General features: G+C 65.4%; 21 protein-coding genes and 1 tRNA gene. 12 read left to right on the top strand and 10 right to left on the bottom strand.

Annotated elements, in window-relative coordinates; all coding sequences use genetic code 11:
* The first annotated feature begins 59 nt into the window (after positions 1 to 59).
* The 4 genes from AR540_RS14300 (at position 60) to AR540_RS14310 (ending at position 3,610) form a co-directional block, all read left to right on the top strand.
* Entirely contained in the window at positions 60 to 1,412 is a 1,353-nt protein-coding gene (locus AR540_RS14300; RefSeq protein WP_059229876.1) for an MATE family efflux transporter, read from the top strand.
* 64 nt (positions 1,413 to 1,476) lie between these two features.
* On the top strand, positions 1,477 to 1,614 hold the full coding sequence (locus AR540_RS25750; RefSeq protein WP_177339238.1) for a hypothetical protein: 138 nt from the start codon (positions 1,477 to 1,479) through the stop codon (positions 1,612 to 1,614).
* A gap of 120 nt (positions 1,615 to 1,734) precedes the next feature.
* Positions 1,735 to 2,283 (top strand): hypothetical protein, encoded by a 549-nt coding sequence (locus tag AR540_RS14305; RefSeq protein WP_059229877.1) that lies wholly within the window; start codon positions 1,735 to 1,737, stop codon positions 2,281 to 2,283.
* 286 nt (positions 2,284 to 2,569) lie between these two features.
* Positions 2,570 to 3,610 carry an acyltransferase family protein gene (locus tag AR540_RS14310; protein ID WP_059229878.1) on the top strand — a complete coding sequence of 347 codons (1,041 nt, stop codon included), beginning with the start codon at positions 2,570 to 2,572 and terminating at the stop codon, positions 3,608 to 3,610.
* 153 nt (positions 3,611 to 3,763) lie between these two features.
* Here the strand turns inward: AR540_RS14310 and AR540_RS14315 are convergent, their stop codons facing one another.
* The 6 genes from AR540_RS14315 to queA all read right to left on the bottom strand — a co-directional run bounded on the left by AR540_RS14315 (position 3,764) and on the right by queA (position 9,863).
* On the bottom strand, positions 3,764 to 4,291 hold the full coding sequence (locus tag AR540_RS14315) for a glycine zipper 2TM domain-containing protein (RefSeq protein WP_059229879.1): 528 nt from the start codon (positions 4,289 to 4,291) through the stop codon (positions 3,764 to 3,766).
* Positions 4,292 to 4,348: 57 nt separating this feature from the next.
* Positions 4,349 to 5,254, bottom strand: coding sequence for a protein translocase subunit SecF (gene secF / locus AR540_RS14320; protein ID WP_059229880.1), 906 nt, complete (start codon positions 5,252 to 5,254; stop codon positions 4,349 to 4,351).
* A gap of 10 nt (positions 5,255 to 5,264) precedes the next feature.
* Positions 5,265 to 7,133, bottom strand: coding sequence for a protein translocase subunit SecD (gene secD, locus AR540_RS14325; protein WP_059229881.1), 1,869 nt, complete (start codon positions 7,131 to 7,133; stop codon positions 5,265 to 5,267).
* Between the two features lie 64 nt (positions 7,134 to 7,197).
* The gene (yajC, locus tag AR540_RS14330) at positions 7,198 to 7,542 is read right to left on the bottom strand and encodes a preprotein translocase subunit YajC (protein WP_058762149.1); all 345 of its coding nucleotides are present in this window, start codon (positions 7,540 to 7,542) and stop codon (positions 7,198 to 7,200) included.
* 148 nt (positions 7,543 to 7,690) lie between these two features.
* Positions 7,691 to 8,809: a tRNA guanosine(34) transglycosylase Tgt gene (tgt, locus tag AR540_RS14335; protein WP_059229999.1), complete on the bottom strand. Its 1,119-nt coding sequence runs from the start codon at positions 8,807 to 8,809 to the stop codon at positions 7,691 to 7,693.
* 10 nt (positions 8,810 to 8,819) lie between these two features.
* Entirely contained in the window at positions 8,820 to 9,863 is a 1,044-nt protein-coding gene (gene queA, locus AR540_RS14340) for a tRNA preQ1(34) S-adenosylmethionine ribosyltransferase-isomerase QueA (protein WP_059229882.1), read from the bottom strand.
* A 106-nt stretch (positions 9,864 to 9,969) separates the two neighbouring features.
* Here queA and AR540_RS14345 point away from each other — a divergent pair.
* Positions 9,970 to 10,054: transfer RNA gene (locus AR540_RS14345), tRNA-Leu, on the top strand.
* Between the two features lie 98 nt (positions 10,055 to 10,152).
* Here AR540_RS14345 and AR540_RS14350 read toward each other — a convergent pair.
* The gene (locus AR540_RS14350; protein WP_059229883.1) at positions 10,153 to 10,482 is read right to left on the bottom strand and encodes a DHCW motif cupin fold protein; all 330 of its coding nucleotides are present in this window, start codon (positions 10,480 to 10,482) and stop codon (positions 10,153 to 10,155) included.
* 436 nt (positions 10,483 to 10,918) lie between these two features.
* Between AR540_RS14350 and AR540_RS14355 the strand changes: the two genes are divergently transcribed.
* A complete protein-coding gene (locus AR540_RS14355; protein ID WP_059229884.1) occupies positions 10,919 to 11,431 on the top strand; it encodes a hypothetical protein in 513 nt (170 codons plus the stop codon).
* A 57-nt stretch (positions 11,432 to 11,488) separates the two neighbouring features.
* Positions 11,489 to 11,806, top strand: a complete 318-nt coding sequence (locus AR540_RS14360) for a hypothetical protein (RefSeq protein WP_059229885.1) — start codon at positions 11,489 to 11,491, stop codon at positions 11,804 to 11,806.
* A 144-nt stretch (positions 11,807 to 11,950) separates the two neighbouring features.
* Here the strand turns inward: AR540_RS14360 and lptG are convergent, their stop codons facing one another.
* Positions 11,951 to 13,012, bottom strand: a complete 1,062-nt coding sequence (lptG, locus tag AR540_RS14365; protein WP_059229886.1) for an LPS export ABC transporter permease LptG — start codon at positions 13,010 to 13,012, stop codon at positions 11,951 to 11,953.
* Entirely contained in the window at positions 13,009 to 14,121 is a 1,113-nt protein-coding gene (lptF, locus tag AR540_RS14370; RefSeq protein WP_059229887.1) for an LPS export ABC transporter permease LptF, read from the bottom strand. Before lptF ends, lptG begins: the two co-directional genes overlap by 4 nt.
* Positions 14,122 to 14,293: 172 nt before the next feature.
* Here lptF and AR540_RS14375 point away from each other — a divergent pair, with 172 nt between their 5' ends.
* From AR540_RS14375 to AR540_RS14395, 5 genes are all read left to right on the top strand, one after another.
* Positions 14,294 to 15,793: a leucyl aminopeptidase gene (locus tag AR540_RS14375; protein ID WP_059229888.1), complete on the top strand. Its 1,500-nt coding sequence runs from the start codon at positions 14,294 to 14,296 to the stop codon at positions 15,791 to 15,793.
* A gap of 270 nt (positions 15,794 to 16,063) precedes the next feature.
* A complete protein-coding gene (locus tag AR540_RS14380) occupies positions 16,064 to 16,492 on the top strand; it encodes a DNA polymerase III subunit chi (protein WP_059229889.1) in 429 nt (142 codons plus the stop codon).
* A gap of 4 nt (positions 16,493 to 16,496) precedes the next feature.
* On the top strand, positions 16,497 to 16,859 hold the full coding sequence (locus AR540_RS14385; RefSeq protein WP_059229890.1) for a hypothetical protein: 363 nt from the start codon (positions 16,497 to 16,499) through the stop codon (positions 16,857 to 16,859).
* A gap of 86 nt (positions 16,860 to 16,945) precedes the next feature.
* Positions 16,946 to 19,777 carry a valine--tRNA ligase gene (locus tag AR540_RS14390; RefSeq protein WP_059229891.1) on the top strand — a complete coding sequence of 944 codons (2,832 nt, stop codon included), beginning with the start codon at positions 16,946 to 16,948 and terminating at the stop codon, positions 19,775 to 19,777.
* A gap of 53 nt (positions 19,778 to 19,830) precedes the next feature.
* On the top strand, positions 19,831 to 20,127 hold the full coding sequence (locus AR540_RS14395; RefSeq protein ID WP_059229892.1) for a winged helix-turn-helix domain-containing protein: 297 nt from the start codon (positions 19,831 to 19,833) through the stop codon (positions 20,125 to 20,127).
* A gap of 21 nt (positions 20,128 to 20,148) precedes the next feature.
* Here AR540_RS14395 and AR540_RS14400 read toward each other — a convergent pair whose 3' ends face one another.
* The gene (locus tag AR540_RS14400; RefSeq protein WP_059229893.1) at positions 20,149 to 20,463 is read right to left on the bottom strand and encodes a hypothetical protein; all 315 of its coding nucleotides are present in this window, start codon (positions 20,461 to 20,463) and stop codon (positions 20,149 to 20,151) included.
* Positions 20,464 to 20,559 lie beyond the last annotated feature (96 nt).

Consider the following 20,559-nt stretch of genomic DNA (forward strand, 5'->3'; position numbering starts at 1 on the left):
GAGGACCGCTCGCGTCAGCTGCCCTACAATGGGCGCTTTGCGGCCGCTGCGAATCGTCCATGACCACCCTGCTCGCCGACTGGCGCCACCCCGTCCTGCACCGCCGCGTCTGGGCGCTGGCCGCGCCGATGATCCTGTCCAACCTCAGCGTGCCGCTGGTCACCCTGGTCGACAGCGCCATCGCCGGCCATCTGCCGGAAGCCCGCCAGCTCGCCGCGGTGGCCATGGGTGGCGCCTTCTACACGGCACTGCTGGGTATCCTCGGCTTCCTGCGCATGGGCACCACCGGCTTCGCCGCCCAGGCCAGTGGCCGGCGCGATGGCGCCGGCCTGCGCCAGATCCTCTTGCAGGCCGGCCTGCTGGGCCTGGGCCTGTCGCTGCTCCTGCTGCTGATCGCCAGCCTGGCGCTCGATCCCCTGCTCGCCTGGCTCGGCCTGGATCCCGCCTTCGCCGAACTGGCCGCGCGCTTCCTGCACCTGCGTCTGCTCGGCCTGCCGGCAGCCCTGCTCAGCTACGCCGTGATCGGCTGGCTGCTCGGCACCCAGGATGCACGCACGCCGCTGGTGCTGCTGCTTACCACCAACGCCCTGAATCTGCTGCTGGTGACCGTCTTCGTGCTCGGTCTCGGCGCCGGGGTGCAGGGCATCGCCCTGGCCTCGGTCCTGGCGGAATGGAGCGGCGTGCTGCTCGGCCTCTGGCTAGTGCTCCGCCGCCTACGGCTGTGGCCGGGACGGATCGACCGCCCGGCCTTGCGTCGGCTGGCCAGCTGGCGCCCGCTGCTGGCGGTCAATCGCGACATCTTCATCCGCTCCCTGGCGCTGCAGGCGGTGTTCCTGCTGTTCGCCACCCAGGGCGCCCAGTTGGGCGAGACCACCGTCGCCGCCAATGCCCTGCTGCTCAACGGCCTGCTGGTCACCGCCTTCGCCCTGGACGGCCTCGCCCATGCGGTGGAGGCCCTGGCCGGCCACGCCCTGGGCGCCCGCGAAGGGGCCATCCTACGCCGGGTACTGGTGATCGCCGGTGGCTGGTCGCTGCTGGCCAGCCTGGTGTTCGCCGTTGCCTTCGCCCTGGGCGGCGATCTCTTCGTCGCCCTGCAGAGCGACATCGCCGCGGTGCGCCAGGAAGCCCACCAATATCTGCCCTATCTGGCCCTGCTGCCGCTGGTCGCCATGGTCAGCTACCTGCTGGACGGCCTCTTCATCGGTGCCACTCGCGCCCGGGAGATGCGCAACTCGATGCTGCTGGCGTTGCTGCTGGCACTGCCGCTCGGCTGGCTGCTGCGTGGACTCGGCAACCATGGCCTGTGGCTGGCCTTCCTCACCTTCATGGCCCTGCGTGGCCTGATCTCGGCGATCCTGGCCTGGCGCCTGGCGCGGCGCGAAGGCTGGTTGACCGATGCCCCCGGCAACTGAGCCGGCGGAACCGACCGGGTGACACGCCGCTCAAAGCCGGGAATCCCCTGCCGAGAGCCCTGCCATGAGCCAAGACACCCGAGACCAGGAGCCCCTGGATACCCCGGTCGAGCCGGACGATGTCCCCGAGCACCAGAAGCCGGAGAACCTGGAAAAGCTCAAGGATTATGGCCGGGACCAGATCCCGCCGGGCGTCGCCTGACGCCAACCCTGAACCCCTCGACAAAAGCCGCCGACGAGGGTGGCAAAGCCTTGGCGGAGCTTCTAGCATCGGCCGGGATAAGTCGGCCCCTGGGCCTTCGTGAAGGGAATCGAAGTCACCATGCCCGTCAGGTCCAGCCTGTCGCCCCTCCTTGCGCTCGTCACAGTCACTCTGCTGATGCTCGTCGCGCCCTGCGTGCGGGCCGTCGACGGCTACGCGGGCATCGCCTTCGGCACCGATCAGAAGACCTTCCTCGCCAAGCGCCTGTGCAACTTCCAGCCACGCAAGAGCGACGTGAATGGCGTCGACTACCTCGGCTGCGACGACCTTGCCTTCGCGGGCGAGAAGGTCGAGGCCGGCGCCTTCTTCATCAATGGCAAGTTCCTGCGCTTCTCCATCGTCACGCCCCTGGCCCAATCCTTCCTGATCGCCGAGGGCCTCACCCAGAAGTACGGCAAGCCCTCGTCCCAGTCATCCGCCGAGGCCTTCGAGCAGCTGTCCCACGATGACGATGCCCAGGCCTACCTGGCCTTCGATCACGACACCGTCTTCTACAAATTCAGCGCCCGTGCCGCCCGCAAGAAACAGGTCCTGCTGATCTATACCTCGCCCCGCTACGAGCAGTTGCTCAAGGAGAAACAACTGCTGTTGCTCAAGCAGTCCCTCTAAACATTCGGTAACAGCTCGTCGGACAATGGGGCTCTTAGCCATCAAAGTGTCGTCCGGTTCACGTCCAGCAGGAAACAAGCCATGAACAATGGCAGATAGCCACGGTCAGAACGCGGGCAAGGAGCCCCATCCTGTCACCGGCTACTTACGGACGTCGTTCCTCCGGGAGTCCTACCATGATCGAACCTGTCGCGATGCGCGCCCCTGGCGCCGCAGCGATCACGCTTTCGTTTGCACCAGCGCTTGGCTCCAGCGGCACAGGTTCTCTTTTGAAAAGGATCATTCAATGAACACTCGCAATCTCTGGGTCGACTATGCCAAGGCCATTGGCATCATCCTGGTGGTCTATGGCCACGTCGTCCGTGGTCTGCTCAACGCCGGCATCCTGCAGGACGCCGAATTCCACGGTCTGGTGGACAGCGTCATCTACAGCTTCCACATGCCGCTGTTCTTCTTCCTGTCCGGACTCTTCTTCTACAACTCCTTCGTCAAGCGCGGTACCGGCGGTCTGCTGGTGAACAAGATCGACACCATCGTCTATCCGTTCCTGGTCTGGTCGCTGCTGCAGGGCTCGGTCGAGGCGCTGATGTCGCGCTATACCAACGGCGGCGTGAGCTTCAGCGAGGTGTTGACGGTCTGGGAGCCACGCCAGCAATTCTGGTTCCTCTATGCGCTGTTCCTGGTGTTCTGCCTGGCCATGCTCGCCTACCGCTGGGCCAAGCCCATGGCCTTCTTCGCCGTGTTCGCCTTCGGCGCCCTGGTCTATCTGTTCCAGAACGCCGGTCCGGAAGACTTCTTCTTCACCTTCACCGCGCAGAACTTCGTCTTCTTCGCCTTCGGCGTCTGGTTCAACAACTTCAAGCAGGCCATCGAGGAGCAGGCCGGCCGGGTGATGCTGGGCTCGGGGCTGCTGTTCGTCGTGCTGGAATACTGGTTCCACGGCCTGCTGGGTCTGGTCTACACCGACCGCGGCCTGGCCACCCTGGTACTGGCGCTCAATGGCATCATCTTCGTCAGCGCCACCTGCATGGTACTGGCGCAGCGTCCGCTGCAGTGGCTGCTGACCCTGGGCACCCTGTCCATGCCCATCTACGTCATGCACGTGCTGACCGGCAGTGGCGCCCGCATCATCCTGAGCAAGGGCTTGCACATCAATGACGGCCTGCTGCATATCTTGGCCGGCTGCGCCTTCGGCATCCTGGTGCCGGTGGCCGTCGCCAAATTCCTGGAAGCACGCAACATCAACGGACTGTTCGAGGCGCCGGCGTGGATCTCCGCCCGGCGGTGGCTTCGGCCCAAAGCTGAAACGCCCCGCCCCGCCGTCTGAGTGAGTGCACTGGCCAGGGGCGCCTTGCGCCCTTGGCCGGAGCGGCAGAGTTTTCGGATCACCGCGCAAGACACAACAAAAAACCCGCTACCTGTCACCAGCTAGCGGGTTTTTTGTTGGCTGAAGCCCTGGGGCCTCAGCCGCTGACGCGGATCACTGGCTGGCCAGCACCTGGCCGTTCTTCACTTCCAGTTGCTTGCCCGGCTCGTGGTCCATGCGGACCTGGCCGATCTTGCCGTCCAGCAGATACTTCACGTCATAGCCAACCACCTTGTCGCTGCTGTCGGTGACCGTGTTGCAGCGGGTCTGGGTGGTGGTATAGGTGTCGCGATTCTGCATGTATTCCTGACCCTTGTTGCCGGCGTAACCACCGCCGACCGCACCGGCGATGGTCGCCAGGGTCTTGCCGCTGCCGTTGCCGACCTGGTTGCCCAGCAGGCCACCCACTACCGCACCTACGGCGGTACCGGCGATCTGGTGCTGGTCCTGGACCGGGCGACGGTGGGTCACCGTCACGTCCTTGCAGACCTCGCGGGGCGTCTTGACCGTTTCCTTCACCGGCTGGACGGCGACGACCTCGGCGTACTGAGGCCCGCGGTCGACGAAACTGTAGGCCACGGCGCCACCCGCAGTGGCGACGACGACACCCAGAACCGTACCTACGAGCATCGACTTGTTCACTACAACCTCCTGACTACTGTCATAGCGGGCATAAGGCCCTTTACCATGCCTAGGACATCAGGGACGTTCGTCGAGTTCCTTGGTCTGCGGCGGGATCAGGTCTTCGCTCTTCAGATCCAGCCAGATCAGCACCACGTTGGCGATGTAGATCGACGAGTAGGTACCGGCCAGTACGCCGATGAACAGCGCCAGGGAGAAGCCGAACAGGTTGTCGCCACCGAAGACCAGCAGCGCCACCACGGCGAGCAGGGTCGAGATCGAGGTCGCCAGGGTCCGCAGCAGGGTCTGGGTGGTCGAGACGTTGATGTTCTCGATCAGACTGGCCTTGCGCAGGACCCGGAAGTTCTCCCGGACCCGGTCGAACACCACGATGGTGTCGTTGAGCGAGTAGCCGATGATGGCCAGGACCGCCGCCAGCACCGTCAGGTCGAAGGTGATCTGGAAGAACGACAGCAGGCCCAGGGTCACCACCACGTCGTGGATCAGCGAAATGATGGCGCCCACGGCGAACTTCCACTGGAAGCGGAAGGCCACATAGACCAGGACGCTGCCCAGGGCCAGCAGCATGCCCAGACCACCCTGGTCACGCAGTTCCTCGCCTACCTGCGGACCGACGAACTCGGTACGGGTCAGGGAGAAGCCATCGGTGCTCGCCTGCTTCAGCGCGGTGGTCACCTTCTGGCCCAGCTGGGGATCGTCGCCGGGCATCCGCACCAGCACGTCGGTGGTGGCGCCGAAGCTCTGCACCACGGCCTCTTCGAAGCCGGCACCCTGCAGTTCCTGGCGGATCTTGCCGAGATCGGCGGGCTGCTCGTAGCGCAGCTCGATCAGGGTACCGCCGGTGAAGTCCAGGCCGAAGTTAAGCCCCTTGTAGAACCAGCTGAACAATGCCAGGACGGTCAGGAGGGCGGTGATGGCGAACGCGATGTTGCGTACGCCCATGAAGTTGATGGTCTTTTTCATCGCCGCGTCCTCAAATCCACAGCTTCTTGACGTTCCGGCCGCCATAAATCAGGTTGACCATGGCACGGGTCACGAAGATGGCGGTGAACAGGGAGGTGAAGATACCCAGCGACATGGTCACGGCGAAGCCCTTGACCGGCCCGGTGCCCATGGCGAACAGGATGGCGCCCACCAGCAGGGTCGTCAGGTTGGAGTCCAGGATCGCCGTGAAGGCACGGCTGAAGCCTTCATGGATGGCGCGCTGGATCGGCATGCCGTTGGCGATCTCTTCGCGGATCCGCGAGAAGATCAGCACGTTGGCGTCCACCGCCTGGCCCATGGTCAGGACGATACCGGCGATACCCGGCAGGGTCAGGGTGGCATGCAGGATGGACATCAAGGCCATCAGCAGCACCATGTTGAAGCCCAGGGCGATGGTCGCCAGCAGCCCGAAGAAGCGGTAGATGGCGATCAGGAACAGCGAGACGAAGAGCATGCCCCACAGGGAGGCATCGATACCCTTCTCGATGTTGTCGGCGCCCAGGCTCGGGCCGAGGGTACGCTCTTCGGCGAAGTACATCGGCGCAGCCAGGCCACCGGCGCGCAGCAGCAACGCCAGTTCCGAGGCTTCGCCCGAACCGTTCAGGCCGGTGATGCGGAAGCTGTTGCCCAGGGCCGACTGGATGGTCGCCAGGCTGATGATGCGCCGCTCTTCCTCGAAGCCGGGCACCGCCACTTCCTTCTGCACGCCGTCCACGGTCTGGGTGGTATAGCGGGTGACCGGACGCTGCTCGATGAACACCACGGCCATGCTGCGGCCGACGTTGCTGCGGGTAGCGCGATTGATCAGATCGCCACCGTGGCCATCCAGGCGGATGTTGACCTGGGGCCGACCGTTCTCGTCGAAACTCGCCGAGGCGTCGGTGACCTGGTCACCGGTGATGATGACGTTACGCTCCAGCGGCACCGCCGGACGACCCGGCTCGCGGAACTCGAAGCTCTCGGTGGACGCGCGTGGGGTATCGGCGGTGGCAGCCAGGCGGAATTCCAGGTTGGCGGTCTTGCCGAGGATGCGCTTGGCTTCGGCGGTGTCCTGCACACCCGGCAGCTCGACCACGATGCGGTCGGCGCCCTGGCGCTGCACCAGCGGCTCGGCCACGCCCAGCTCGTTGACCCGGTTGCGCACCGTGGTCAGGTTCTGGGTGACGGCGTAGTTGCGGATCTCGCGCAGCTTGGCCTCGGTCAGCTGCAGACGCAGCACCTGCAGGTCGCCACGGGTGTCGGTGGTCAGGTCGAAATCGGTGTAGTTCTTGCGGATCAGGCTCTGCGCCTGCTGCAGGTCGGCGGCGTCGGTGAAGCCGAGCTGCAGGGCACCGTTCTGGTCGGGCATGCTGCGATAGCGCACCTTCTCCCGGCGCAGCAGGGTCTTGACCTCGTTGTCATAGACCCTCAACCGTGCATCCACGGCCTTGTCCATGTCCACGGCCAGCAGGAAGTGCACCCCGCCGGAAAGGTCCAGGCCGAGCTTCATCGGGCTGGCGCCCAGCTTGCGCAGCCATTGCGGCGTGGTGGGCGCGAGGTTAAGCGCCACCACGAAGTCGTCGCCGAGGGTACGGCGGACCACTTCCTGGGCCGGCAACTGGTCGTCGGCACGGGCCAGGCGGATCAATAGCCGGCTGCCGCTCTCGTTGACGTCGCTGGACTTCACGGCGAGCTGCGCCTGAGCCAGCGCCGCGTTGACCCGCTGTACATCGGCAGGGGTCACCGTGCGTTCGGTGCTGGAAGCGCTGATCTGCAGGGCCGGATCGTCGGGGTACAGATTGGGAACCGAATAGATGACGCCCACGACCAGTACGGCCAGGATCAGCAGGTACTTCCAGAGGGGATATTTGTTGAGCATGACACCGCCCGAGATAAAGGCGGGGCGCCTTGCGCGCCCCGGTGTTAGCTAGAGTGAGGAAGGCTCAGAGGGCCTTCAGGGTGCCCTTCGGCAGGGTCGCGGCGATGGCGCCCTTCTGGAATTTCAGTTCGACGTTGTCGGACACTTCCAGCACCACGAAATCGTCGGTGACCTTGTTGATGCGGCCGGCGATGCCACCGGTGGTCACCACTTCGTCGCCCTTCTGCAGGCCGCCGAGCAGGTTCTTGTGGTCCTTGGTGCGCTTGGCCTGGGGACGCCAGATCAGGAAATAGAAGATCACCACGAAGCCGATGAGGAAGATGAACTGAATGTATTCACCCCCCGGTGCGGCGTTGGCGGCCGGCGCGGCAGCTTCCTGGGCCTGGGCCGTGGAAATCAGAAAACTCATTGCACTACTCCTTGCAGAGTTGGATGACGGAAAGAGAAGACATGCCGGCGGTCGCTCGCGACCACCTCGACGAGCCTGGTTCCCCGGTTCACGACCGCGGCGGACGGCGGGCTAGCGCCGTCTCGCTGCATCGATCGGACAGGGGCTTTCAGCTGCCGAGCGGCGGTGTAGGCAGGCCGCGCCGAGCATAGAAGGCGTCCACAAAGTCGGCCAATTTACCCTCTTGGATAGCCTGGCGCAAACCGGCCATCACGCGCTGGTAATACCGCAGGTTGTGGATCGTATTCAGCATACTGCCCAGCATTTCCCCGCATTTATCCAGATGGTGCAGATAGGCCCGGGAGAAATGTTTGCAGGTGTAACAGTCGCAGCTCGGATCCAGCGCCGTCTCGTCGTGGCGATGCACGGCGTTGCGGATCTTCAGCACGCCGGTATCGATGAACAGATGGCCGTTGCGCGCATTGCGGGTGGGCATCACGCAGTCGAACATGTCGACGCCACGGCGTACCCCTTCCACCAAGTCTTCCGGCTTGCCGACACCCATCAGATAGCGTGGCTTGTCCGCCGGCAGGTGCGGCGGCAGGAAGTCCAGTACGCGGATCATCTCTTCCTTGGGCTCGCCCACCGACAGGCCGCCGATGGCGTAGCCGTCGAAGCCGATCTGCTCCAGACCGTCCAAGGAGCGCAGCCGCAACTCTTCGTGCATGCCGCCCTGGACGATGCCGAACAGCGCCGAGGGGTTGTCGCCATGAGCTTCGCGGGAACGCTTGGCCCAGCGCAGCGACAGCTCCATGGAACGGCGCGCGGTGTCGAAATCCGCCGGATAAGGGGTGCACTCGTCGAAGATCATCACGATGTCCGAGCCCAGGGCGCGTTGCACGGCCATGGATTCCTCGGGCCCCATGAAGACCTTGGCGCCATCCACCGGCGAAGCGAAGTAGACGCCCTCTTCCTTGATCTTGCGCAGCGCGCCCAGGCTGAACACCTGGAAGCCGCCGGAATCGGTGAGGATCGGTCCCTGCCATTGCATGAAGTCATGCAGGTCGCCATGGCGCTGGATCACCTCGGTCCCCGGGCGCAGCCAGAGGTGGAAGGTGTTGCCGAGGATGATCTGGGCGCCGATGTCGGCGACGCTGTCCGGCAGCATGCCCTTGACCGTGCCGTAGGTACCGACCGGCATGAAGGCCGGGGTCTCGACCACGCCGCGCGGGAAGGTCAGGCGGCCGCGACGGGCCTTGCCCTCGGTGGCCAGCAATTCGAAATTCATGAAACTCATATCAGCTCTCCGGGCCCTGGGCCCCGGGATTGCGGGTGATGAACATGGCGTCGCCATAACTGAAGAAGCGATAGCCCTCGGCCACGGCGGTCGCATAGGCGGCCATGGTCTCGCGGTAACCGGCGAAGGCCGACACCAGCATCAGCAGGGTCGATTCGGGCAGGTGGAAATTGGTCACCAGCGCATCGACCACATGGAAGGGTCGACCGGGATAGAGAAAGATGTCCGTCTCGCCGGCGAAGGCCTTGAGCTCGCCGTCGCGGGCCGCGCTTTCCAGCGAGCGCACGCTGGTGGTGCCGACGGCGATCACCCGGCCGCCGCGTGCCCGGCAGGCGGCCACGGCATCGACCACGGCCTGCTCCACCTGCAACCACTCGCGGTGCATGTGATGGTCTTCGATCCGCTCCACTCGCACCGGCTGGAAGGTACCGGCGCCGACGTGCAGGGTAACGAAGGCGGTCTCCACACCCTTGGCCCGGATGGCGTCCAGCAACGGCTCGTCGAAGTGCAGCCCGGCGGTGGGCGCCGCCACGGCACCGGCGTTGCGTGCATAGACGGTCTGGTAGCGCTCGCGATCCTCGGCCTCGTCGGGCCGGTCGATATAGGGCGGCAGCGGCATGTGGCCGACCCGCTCCAGCAGCGGCAGCACCGGCTCGGCGAACTTCAATTCGAACAGCGCCTCGTGGCGCGCCACCATCTCGGCCTCGGCACCGCCGTCGATGAGGATGCGGCTGCCCGGCTTGGGCGACTTGCTGGAACGCACGTGGGCCAGCACCCGCTCTTCGTCCAGCACCCGCTCCACCAGGATCTCCAGCTTGCCGCCACTGGCCTTCTGGCCGAACAGCCGCGCCGGAATCACCCGGGTGTCGTTGAACACCATCAGGTCGCCCGGCTGCAGATAACCCAACAGATCGGCGAAGTGGCGATGACTCAACTCACCGCTGGGGCCGTCGAGCACCAGCAATCGACTGCCGCGGCGCTCGGCCAGCGGATGACGGGCGATGAGGGATTCGGGAAGCTCGAAATGGAAGTCGGCGACGTGCATGGCAGGTAGATCTCGAAAGGCCGCACAGCTTACCGGAAGCGGCCTTTTTCACCAACGCACTTTGGATTGACCGGGCCTCCCCGCGTCCCTATACTCCGCCGCCATTGCCCCGGTGGCGGAACCGGTAGACGCGGCGGATTCAAAATCCGTTTCCGAAAGGAGTGGGAGTTCGAGTCTCCCCCGGGGCACCAAGCATCACCCTCCATGATCGTCGTGGAGGTCAAGGAACCGCCCTTCGAGGCGGTTTTTTTGTGCCTGGCGGTCCTCGGCAGCCCTGGCACCCACAGCCTCAATCCACGACAAATAACTTAGCGCCGGTAACGGTCGAGGACCGGTGCGCCTCGGCATTGTCGGCTACCTGGTAGCTCATGCCGGCAGTCAGGGTAAAGGCGCGACCATCATCCAGCTCGGTGTCCAGCCGACCCGCCAAGCAAAGTAGAACATGTCCCTTGCTGCACCAGTGATCCGCAAGGTAACCCGCGCTGTACTCGACCATACGAACCCTTGCCGTACCGAAGTGGCAGGTCCGCCATAGGGCTGAGCCGGTTGCTCCAGGATGGACCGTAGGTTCGACTTTCGACCAGTCGGTGGTTCCGAATGGAATGTCGTTGAGTTGCATGGTGACCTCGACCGGGAGCGAAAGAGGCATGATACCCAGGCGGTACTAAGGCCAAGAGATACAGATCGAACGGATTCCAGGTACTGGCAGTGGCTGGGTAGCGTCCACTCGTTTTAGTCCGTACCGGCACCAGGCAGCGCCCTCTGCCCCAATCTGCACTCGATGTAGTTGCTCGATCCTGAAAACGGACCCACCCAATGTCGGGTGTACCTTCGATCCTCGGGGAGAAGGAAGCCTGTTAAACCACACTAGCCTCGCCCTGCTGCTAGTCGGCTGTCATAGCGATCGTCAGTCCACTCGGCTGCGAACCTAGCCTTTTGAGCGGCAAGGACTGCCTACACTGGCAGCCGGCCGGTAACCAGGTGCAGGATAGGTATCAGGAATGGGAAGGCTACCGGTAGGCTTGGGATTCACCATGGCTTGCCGAGACCGGGATATGCGCCGATCCGCCCTTCTACCGCTGTTGCTGCTGCTCGGCCTCTCCGGCTGTGCGGTGCGCCAGCCAGTCTCACCACCGCCCGCCACGGCGGCCGAATTCGGCCGCTCGTCCAGCTGGCTGCTGCAGGCGCGGCTGCACAGTGCGCTCTATGGCTGCGAATTGCTGGTGCTGAACGGCAACAACGCCCGGCTGGCCGGTGAGCAGGAGCGCTTGCCCGGATTCCGGCGGCAGCTGGGCGATTGCCAGGGCGCGGCGGCGACAGCGGCTCGGGAGGCAACGCATCGGTTACCCAGTGGACAGGATCGTCTGCTGCGCAATGCGCAGAAGACCTATCTGGCGACCTGGCAGGCCTATCTGGCCAGTCTAAACATCGAGCATCCCGCCGACCTGCAGCGCAAGGAGTCATACCTCAGGGCACGGGCTGCGCTATTAGAGGCGGCGGCCAAGGAGAGCGAGCATCCCGCCAGGACCCGAGAGCCTACCGAAAAGCAGCTGACAATCGGCAGCTGAATCCTGCGGGCAAAGCGTGCAATAGTAAGGTTTCGCTACGGACGTGAGACATTGCGCATGGAAACGCTTGCCCCCTGCTCCCAGGTTGCGGTCAATGACCTGGAAACCGCTCAGTCTCCCGCCCGCTTTTCCCCGGACTTCATCGATCGCCTGCTCTCGCGCTGCGAGACGCGCATGGGCGAGATGGAGGACTTTCCCGACATGAGCCCCGACCTGCGCCTGATCCACATGCAGAATGTCGATCTGCTGGTGCGCACGGTGACGGGTGAGTGCCGCCACCGAGACCAGATCCGCCGGGTCCAGCGGATCCTGGCCTTCTGCGCGGAGCATGCCAACTGGCTGCAGCCCACGTCAGGGGCCCAGGGTGCCGCCTAGCGCGCGACATCGACTTGGAGCTCGCCCTACACGAAGGTGAAGAAGGGTGCTCCAGGGACGCGTGCCGTGTATGCCCATTGATCGGCGCCTTCCGCGCCCTGCACGCGCCCGTCTGACGGCCGCGTGCAGGGTGGTCGCGCGCGCCTAGCCGGCCCTGCGCAGCAAGAACAGCCCGGCCAGGGCGCAGAGCAGCGCCGGCGCCAGCACGGCTACCAGCGGCGAGAAGCCGAACACCAGGCTGGAGGGGCCCAGCAGGTCCTGGAAGATGCGCAGGGCGAAACCGATGATCACCCCGGTGAAGATGCGCTGCCCCAGGGTCACCGAACGCAGCGGGCCGAAGATGAAGGAGATGGCCATCAGCACCAGGGCGGCGGTCACCAGCGGCTGGAAGACCTTCGACCAGAAGGCCAGCCAGTAGCTCTTGTTGCTCAAGCCCTGATCGGCCAGGTAGTGGATGTACCACCACAGCCCGGAGATCGACAGCGCATCCGGCTCCATGATCACGGTATCGAGCACCTGCGGGGTCAGCTCGACGTTCCAGATCACCGTGGGCTCCTGGCGGACGCTGGTCTGGCGGTCACCGAAGTCGGTGATGCTGACGTTCTCCAGCTCCCAGTGATCGCCGTGATAGACGCCGCGCTGGGCGAAGCTGGATTGCAGCAGGTGGCGCTTGTCGTCGAATTCGTAGCGCGTCACGCCCAGCAGCAGGCCGTTGGGCTGCACGGCGTTGATGTGGATGTATTCGTGTCCCTGGCGGTGCCACAGACCGTGACGAGAGCTCTGCGCCTTGCCGGCCCCCTGGGCCAGGGCGCGACCGCTCTGGGCCAGGTTTTCCGACCAGGGCGCCACGTACTCGCCGATGAGGATGCCGGCGATGAGCAGCACGAACATCGGCTTCATCACCGCCCAGACGATGCGACCGAGGGAAACGCCGGCGGCCCGCATCACGATCAGCTCGCTGCTGCTGGCCAGGGTGCCCAGGCCGATCAGGCAGCCGATCAATGCGGCCATCGGCAGCATCTCGTAGGCCCGGCGCGGCGTGGTGAGCAGGACGAACTTGAGCGCCTCGACGACGCCATAGTTGTCATCGAAGTCGCCGAGCTGGTCGATGAAGGCGAACAGCAGGGCCAGGCCGACGATCACCCCCAGCACCGCGAGGATGCTGACGAAGACGGTCCGCCCTATGTAGCCGTCGAGCTTGTTCATGCCGGCACCCCCGCCTTGTTACCACGCAACCGCGCCTTGAGCGGTTCCCAGAAGGACAGCAGCAGGCCGAGCACCAGGAAGAGCAGGTGCACGCCCCAGAGGCCGATGGCCGGCGGCAGGCGCCCCTTGTCCAGGGCGCCACGGGCAGCGATCAGCAGCGACAGGTAGGCCATGTACAGCAGGATCGCCGGCAGCAGCTTGAGGAAACGACCCTGGCGCGGATTGACCTTGGCCAGGGGCACGGCGATGAGGGTGACGATGAACACCAGGATCGGCAGGGACAGTCGCCATTGCAGCTCGCCGCGGTATTGCAGGTCGTTGCTGCGCATGAGTTCGCCGGTGGTGACGGCATCCCGCTCGCTGATGTCCTCGCTCACCGCGGGCTTGGGCAGCAGCACCCCATAGGTGTCGTACTGCACCGCCCGGTAGTCGGCCTGCCCGGGGACGCCGTCGTAGCGGAAGCCGTTCTGCAGGATCAGGTAGCGACTGCCGTCGGGGTGGATTTCCTGACGCCCGGTGTCGGCCACCAGCACGCCCACGCCACGGTCCTTGCCATTGGCGGTGGAGGTGTTGCGCTCGGAGATGAACACGCCGCCCAACTGGCTGCGATCGGCCGACAGGCGCTCGGTGTAGGTGACCCGGGAGTTGTCCCGCAGCGACTGGAAGCGCCCGGGCTCCAGGGTATCGAATTCGGTCATGGCATCCTGCTGGTTGAGGATGGCGGTGACCTTCTGCACGCCCAGGGGCGCCAGCGACAGGCTCAGCCACGCCACCACCAGGGCGACCACCGCGGTCGGCGCCATGCTGTAGGCCAGCAGCCGCCGCGGACTCAGGCCGGTGGCGGTGAGCACGGTCATCTCGCTGTCCAGGTACAGGCGCCCATAGGCCAGCAGGAAGCCGAGGAACAGCCCCAGCGGCAGGATCAGCTGGAGGAACCCGGGAATGCGGTAGCCCATGATGAGCAGCAGCACGCCGGGGTCCAGCAGCCCCTGGGCCGCCTGGGCCAGGTACTTGATGAAACGGCCGCTCATGATGATCACCAGCAGCACGGCACTGACCGCACCGAGGGTGGTGAGAACTTCTCGAGACAGATAGCGGAAGACGATCAAACAGGATTCTCCAGGGTTGTCAGGCTCTGGCGCGAACGCTCACACTAGCTCGGCTACACGGCTTGCGTCGCAAGGCCCACCCGTTGAAGGCCGATCGCCGGGAAAAGGCCCTGGCGAAAGCCCCGCATTATATCCTGCGAACTCATGTGTTTGTCTTGGGGAGCTTCTCCTAATGGAATTCGTCGTCAAAAACGCTCGTCCGGAAACCCTGAAAACCGCCACCCTGGTCGTGGCCGTCGGTGAAGGCGGTGCGCTCGACGCAGCGGCCAGCGCCGTCGATGTCGCGACGTCCGGCGCCCTGAGCGCGGCAGTCAAGCGTGGCGATATCGCCGGCAAGGCGGGTCAGACCCTGCTGCTCACCAATCTGCCCGGCATCAAGGCCGAGCGCGTCCTGCTGGTCGGCAGCGGTGCCGCCGAAGGGCTGTCCGATCGTCAGTACCGCAAGCTGGCCAGCGGCGCCCTGGGCGTGCTCAAGAGCCTCGGCGGCGGTGACGCCGCCCTCGCCCTGGGCGATGTGCCGGTGAAGAACCGCGACGGTTACGGTCGTCTGCGCCTGCTGGCCGAGACCCTGGCCGATGGCGACTACGTGTTCGACCGCTTCAAGAGCAAGAAGGCCGATCCACGGCCGTTGCAGAAGCTCACCCTGGTCACCACCAAGGCCTCCCAGGCGGACGCCGAGCGTGCCCTGGCCCACGCCCTGGCGATCACCCACGGCACCGCCTATGCCAAGGACTTCGGCAACCTGCCGCCGAACGTCTGCAACCCGGTCTACGTCGCCGACCAGGCCAAGGCCCTGGGCAAGCAGTTCAAGGACGCCGGTCTCTCCGTGGAGGTGCTCGACGAGAAGAAGATGCGCGAACTGGGCATGGGCTCCTTCCTCGCCGTGGCCCAGGGCAGCGCCCAGCCGCCGCGCCTGGTGGTGCTGCAGTACAAGGGCGCGGGCAAGAATGCCCAGCCCTACACCCTGGTGGGCAAGGGCATCACCTTCGACACCGGCGGCATCAGCATCAAGCCCGCCGCCGGCATGGATGAGATGAAGTACGACATGTGCGGCGCCGCCAGCGTCCTGGGCACCTTCCGCGCCCTGGTCGAGCTCAAGCCGGCGATCAACGTGGTCGGCCTGCTGGCCCTGGCCGAGAACATGCCCAGCGGCACCGCCACCCGTCCGGGTGACATCGTCACCAGCATGAGCGGCCAGACCATCGAGATCCTCAACACCGACGCCGAAGGCCGCCTGGTGCTGTGCGACACCCTCACCTACGCCGAGCGCTTCCAGCCCAAGGCGGTGATCGACATCGCCACCCTCACCGGCGCCTGCATCACCGCACTGGGTTCGCTGGTCTCCGGCCTGATGGGCAACGACGAGGCCCTGATCGCCCAGGTGAAGAGCGCCGGCGACCAGGCCGACGACCGTGTCTGGCAACTGCCACTGCACGACGAGTACCAGGAGCAGCTGGACAGCCCCTTCGCCGACATGGCCAACATCGGCGGGCCCAAGGCCGGCACCATCACCGCGGGTTGCTTCCTGTCGCGCTATGCCAAGGCCTATCCCTGGGTACACCTGGACGTGGCCGGTACCGCCTGGATCAGCGGCGGCAAGGACAAGGCCGCCACCGGTCGTCCGGTACCGCTGCTGGTGCAGTACCTGCTCGACCGTAGCAGCGAAGCCTAAGCTCCTGCCCAAGGCCGCGACGCCCTTAGAACCTGTTCACGATCTCGCGAGCTAGAGACAAACAAGGCGCAACGACCATCGGGAGTAACAGCCAACGGCTGGCCCGAAGGGTGAGCGCTAGCGAATCAAATGCCTGAGGAAGCGGAGTTTACGAGTGGTAAATGAGCATTCCGAAGGCATTTTCAACGCCGTTTGGCCGACGCGCAGCAGATCGTGAACAGGTTCTTACGTCGCGGCCTTGCCGCTTCCCTCCCCTGCCCGTGATAGCCCATGACCCGTGTCGATTTCTACGTCCTGCCTTCCACCGATCCCGCGGCGCGGCTGGCCTTCGCCTGTCGCCTGGTGGACAAGGCCTGGAAACAGGGCATACCGGTCTATGTGCATTGCGCAGACGCCGAGCAGCGCCAGCGCCTGGACGAGCAACTGTGGGCCTTCCGCCCGGACAGCTTCGTTCCCCACGATCTGGCGGAGAACGCCAGCGACAGCCCCGTGGTGCTGGGCGTGACCACGCCCGCCGAGCAGAAAGGCGAGCTGCTGGTCAACCTCAGCCTGGCCCCACCGCCCTGCCACGCGGGTTTCGCCCGGATCGCCGAGGTGGTCGTCGAGGCCCCCGACGTGCGCCAGGCGATGCGCGAAGGTTTTCGCTTCTACCGCAAGCTTGGCTATGCTCTACAGGACCATCAGCTGTCACGTGTCTGATTTCATGACCAGCACCAAGCCCCCCGCGCACGTCCTGCAAGACCTCGAAGCCATCCGCCAGGTGCTCGATAAAAGCCGCAACGCGGTCACCCCGAGCAGCGCCGATGGCATTCCCATCCTTTCCGACGTCATCGCCCCCAGCGCCGAACGCCTCAAGGCCATCCCGCCCCTGCTCGACCAGATCGTGCCGGACGCCATCGAAGACGTGAGCCCCCAGGAACCGCGGGACGACCTGGCCCGCGTCCGGCTGCGCCAGGAGGCACCGGCCATTCTCAAGGAACTGCTGGACGAAGAGCTGCCGCGCCTGGAGGCCGAACTTCAGCGCCGACTGGCGCAGCGCCTGGACGATCTGCTGCAGCGTCCCTGACCCGGGGCGCCAAGGCGCCCTGCCGTCGACGGGCGGGAGTCGCTATACTCGGAGGCTTTCCTCTTCCAGCGACAAAAGCCCCCTCCATGGACAAGACCTACCAGCCGCACGCCATCGAAACCTCCTGGTACCAGACCTGGGGACGCCAGGGCTACTTCGCGCCCCAGGGGTCGGGCGAGCCCTACACCATCATGATCCCGCCGCCGAACGTGACCGGCAGCCTGCACATGGGCCATGGCTTCAACAACGCCATCATGGATGCCCTGATCCGCTTCCGTCGCATGCAGGGTCGCAACACCCTCTGGCAGCCGGGCACCGACCATGCCGGCATCGCCACCCAGATGCTGGTGGAGCGCCGCATCGGTGCCGAGGGCCTGTCGCGCCATGACCTGGGCCGGGAGAAATTCCTGGAGAAGGTCTGGGAATGGAAGAACGAATCCGGCGGCAACATCAGCCGGCAGATTCGTCGCCTGGGCTCCTCGGTGGACTGGTCGCGCGAGCGCTTCACCATGGACGACGGCCTCTCCGAGGCGGTCAAGGAAGCCTTCGTGCGCCTGCACGAGGATGGCCTGATCTATCGCGGCAAGCGCCTGGTCAACTGGGACACCAAGCTGCACACCGCCATTTCCGACCTGGAAGTGGAAAGCCATGACGAGAAGGGCCACCTCTGGCACCTGCGCTATCCGCTGGCGGACGGCGCCCGTACCGCCGAGGGCATGGACCATCTGGTGGTCGCCACCACCCGTCCCGAGACCCTGCTGGGCGACGCCGCCGTGGCCGTGCACCCGGAAGACCCGCGCTACAAGGACCTGATCGGCCAGTATGTCGAGCTGCCCCTGGTGGGGCGGCGCATCCCCATCGTCGGCGACGACTACTGCGACCCCGAATTCGGCACCGGCTGCGTCAAGATCACCCCGGCCCACGACTTCAACGACTATGAAGTCGGCAAGCGACACAACCTGCCGCTGATCAACGTCTTCGACGCCGATGCGGCCATCCTGCCCGGCGCCCAAGTGTTCAACCTGGACGGCAGCGTCAACGGCATGTTCGACGCCACCCTCCCCGCCACCTACGCTGGTCTGGACCGCTTCGAGGCGCGCAAGCGCATCGTCGCCGACCTGGAGGCCGCCGGCCGCCTGGAAAAGATCGACGACCACGCCCTCAAGGTGCCCAAGGGCGACCGCTCCGGCACCGTGATCGAGCCCTGGCTGACCGACCAGTGGTACGTCTCCACCAAGCCCCTGGCCGAGAAGGCCATCGCCGTGGTCGAGAGCGGCGAGGTGCAATTCGTGCCCAAGCAGTACGAGAACATGTACTTCAGCTGGATGCGCGACATCCAGGACTGGTGCATCAGCCGCCAGCTCTGGTGGGGCCACCGCATTCCCGCCTGGTACGACCAGGCCGGCAACGTCTATGTCGGTCGTGACGAGGCCGAGGTACGCGCCAAGCACGACCTGGGTGACATCGCCCTGCGCCAGGACGACGACGTGCTGGACACCTGGTTCAGCTCCGGCCTGTGGACCTTCTCCACCCTCGGCTGGCCCGAGCAGACCGAGGACCTGAAGACCTTCCACCCCACCGACGTGCTGGTCACCGGCTTCGACATCATCTTCTTCTGGGTCGCCCGGATGATCATGCTGTCCACCCACCTGACCGGGCAGATCCCGTTCAAGACCGTCTACGTCCACGGCCTGGTGCGTGACGGCCAGGGCCAGAAGATGTCCAAGTCCAAGGGCAACGTGCTCGATCCGCTGGATATCGTCGACGGCATAGACCTGGATACCCTGCTGCAGAAGCGCACCAGCGGCCTGATGCAGCCCAAGCTGGCCGAGAAGATCGCCAAGCAGACCCGCGCCGAATTTCCGGACGGTATCGCCAGCTACGGCACCGACGCCCTGAGATTCACCTTCTGCTCCCTGGCCACCACCGGCCGCGACATCAAGTTCGACATGGGTCGCGTCGAGGGCTATCGCAACTTCTGCAACAAGCTGTGGAACGCGGCGAACTTCGTCATGGAGAACGTCGAGGGCCAGGACACCGGGGTCAACGACGAACCCGTGGAGCTGTCCTCGGTGGATCGCTGGATCATCTCCCAGCTGCAGCGCACCGAGGCCGAGGTGACTCGTCAGCTCGACGCCTTCCGCTTCGACCTGGCCACCCAGGCGCTCTACGAATTCGTCTGGGACGAGTACTGCGCCTGGTACCTGGAACTGGTCAAGCCGGTGCTGTGGGACGAGAACGCTTCCCTGGAGCGTCAGCGCGGCACCCGCCGCACCCTGGCGCGGGTACTGGAAGTGGTGCTGCGCCTGGCGCATCCCTTCATGCCCTTCATCACCGAGGAAATCTGGCAGCGCCTCAAGGCACCGGCCGGCGTCCAGGGCGAGACCCTGATGCTGCAACCCTGGCCGGTGGTCAACGAGGCGCGCATCGACGCCGCCGCCGAAGGCGATATCGAGTGGGTCAAGGCACTGATGCTGGGCGTGCGGCAGATCCGCGGCGAGATGAAGATCTCCATGGCCAAGCGCATCGACATCATCGTCGCCAACGCCAGTGCCGAAGACCAGCGCCGCCTGGCCGACTTCGAGCCGCTGCTGAACAAGCTGGCCAAGCTGGAATCGGTCCGCGTACTGGCCGCCGGCGAGGAAGCGCCGATGTCCGCCACCACCCTGGTCGGCGAGATGGAAGTGCTGGTGCCCATGGCCGGCCTGATCGACAAGGACGCGGAGCTTACGCGCCTGGACAAGGAGATCGGCCGCCTGGAAGGCGAGGTCAAGCGCGTCGGCGGCAAGCTGGGCAACGAAGGCTTCGTTGCCAAGGCCCCGGCCGAGGTACTGGAGAAGGAGCGCGCCAAGCTGGCCGAAGCCGAACAGGCCCTGGCCAAGCTGGTGGACCAGCGGCAGCGCATCGCCACCCTCTGATGCCCCTGAAGCCCACCCTCGCGGTGGGCTTTTTATTACCCAGGACGACTCTCATGGACGTGAGCAAGACCAAGACCAGCTTCTACCGTCGCCTCTATGTGGCCTGGCTGGTAGCCAGCGGCAACGCTACCAGCGTGCCCGCGCTGATGGCTGCCACCGGCATGCCGCGGCGTACCGCCCAGGATACCCTGCTGGCCCTGGCCGATCTGGATATCGACTGCCAGTTCGTGCAGGGCGAAGGTGCCCGCAACAATGCCGGTGGCTACGAGATTCGCGATTGGGGCGCGGTGGACCCACGTTGGGTGGAGCGGGAGTTGGAGCGGATCAAGGCCGTGCTCGGCTATCCCTGAACCCCGCCCACGACCGGACCGTTAGAAATCCAGCACCTGCATCACGTCATAGGCCGGCGTCTCGTAGGGATGCGCAGCTTTGAGCGCCGCCACGGCTTGGCGGGCGACCTGTTCGTCGGCCAGCACCAGCTCCACGCGCCATTCCGCTACCCGTTCGAGACTGCCCTGCTCGCCCAGGTGCGGCTGGCTGCCCGCCAACGGGCGGAATTGGCCGAGGCCCTGGACCTGCCAGCAGCAGCTGTCGTAAAGACCGATGCGGCCACCGCCTGCGGCGAAGATCGCCTGCTTGACGGTTTCCAGGTGGGCGTCGGGGACGTAGAAGCAGAGTTTGAGCATGGGTGGGACTCTCCAGCTGGATGGCCCTCACCCCGGCCCTCTCCCTGAGGGAGAGGGGGGCAAGAGCACTACGGGGGATGCATGGCGGCCCGCTGC

It is taken from the genome of Pseudomonas sp. EpS/L25, assembly GCF_001512295.1.
In the GTDB taxonomy this organism is placed as follows: Bacteria; Pseudomonadota; Gammaproteobacteria; order Pseudomonadales; family Pseudomonadaceae; genus Chryseomonas.

Coding starts and splice junctions, on each gene's coding strand:
- AR540_RS14400 (WP_059229893.1), bottom strand. CDS start 20,463: ATGCTCAAACTCTGCTTCTACGTCCCCGACGCCCACCTGGAAACCGTC.
- AR540_RS14360 (WP_059229885.1), top strand. CDS start 11,489: ATGGAAACGCTTGCCCCCTGCTCCCAGGTTGCGGTCAATGACCTGGAA.
- AR540_RS25750 (WP_177339238.1), top strand. CDS start 1,477: ATGAGCCAAGACACCCGAGACCAGGAGCCCCTGGATACCCCGGTCGAG.
- AR540_RS14305 (WP_059229877.1), top strand. CDS start 1,735: ATGCCCGTCAGGTCCAGCCTGTCGCCCCTCCTTGCGCTCGTCACAGTC.
- AR540_RS14385 (WP_059229890.1), top strand. CDS start 16,497: ATGACCAGCACCAAGCCCCCCGCGCACGTCCTGCAAGACCTCGAAGCC.
- secD (WP_059229881.1), bottom strand. CDS start 7,133: ATGCTCAACAAATATCCCCTCTGGAAGTACCTGCTGATCCTGGCCGTA.
- AR540_RS14310 (WP_059229878.1), top strand. CDS start 2,570: ATGAACACTCGCAATCTCTGGGTCGACTATGCCAAGGCCATTGGCATC.
- AR540_RS14375 (WP_059229888.1), top strand. CDS start 14,294: ATGGAATTCGTCGTCAAAAACGCTCGTCCGGAAACCCTGAAAACCGCC.
- AR540_RS14355 (WP_059229884.1), top strand. CDS start 10,919: ATGCGCCGATCCGCCCTTCTACCGCTGTTGCTGCTGCTCGGCCTCTCC.
- tgt (WP_059229999.1), bottom strand. CDS start 8,809: ATGAATTTCGAATTGCTGGCCACCGAGGGCAAGGCCCGTCGCGGCCGC.
- queA (WP_059229882.1), bottom strand. CDS start 9,863: ATGCACGTCGCCGACTTCCATTTCGAGCTTCCCGAATCCCTCATCGCC.
- AR540_RS14395 (WP_059229892.1), top strand. CDS start 19,831: ATGGACGTGAGCAAGACCAAGACCAGCTTCTACCGTCGCCTCTATGTG.
- AR540_RS14350 (WP_059229883.1), bottom strand. CDS start 10,482: ATGCAACTCAACGACATTCCATTCGGAACCACCGACTGGTCGAAAGTC.
- AR540_RS14390 (WP_059229891.1), top strand. CDS start 16,946: ATGGACAAGACCTACCAGCCGCACGCCATCGAAACCTCCTGGTACCAG.
- lptG (WP_059229886.1), bottom strand. CDS start 13,012: ATGAACAAGCTCGACGGCTACATAGGGCGGACCGTCTTCGTCAGCATC.
- secF (WP_059229880.1), bottom strand. CDS start 5,254: ATGAAAAAGACCATCAACTTCATGGGCGTACGCAACATCGCGTTCGCC.
- AR540_RS14380 (WP_059229889.1), top strand. CDS start 16,064: ATGACCCGTGTCGATTTCTACGTCCTGCCTTCCACCGATCCCGCGGCG.
- yajC (WP_058762149.1), bottom strand. CDS start 7,542: ATGAGTTTTCTGATTTCCACGGCCCAGGCCCAGGAAGCTGCCGCGCCG.
- AR540_RS14300 (WP_059229876.1), top strand. CDS start 60: ATGACCACCCTGCTCGCCGACTGGCGCCACCCCGTCCTGCACCGCCGC.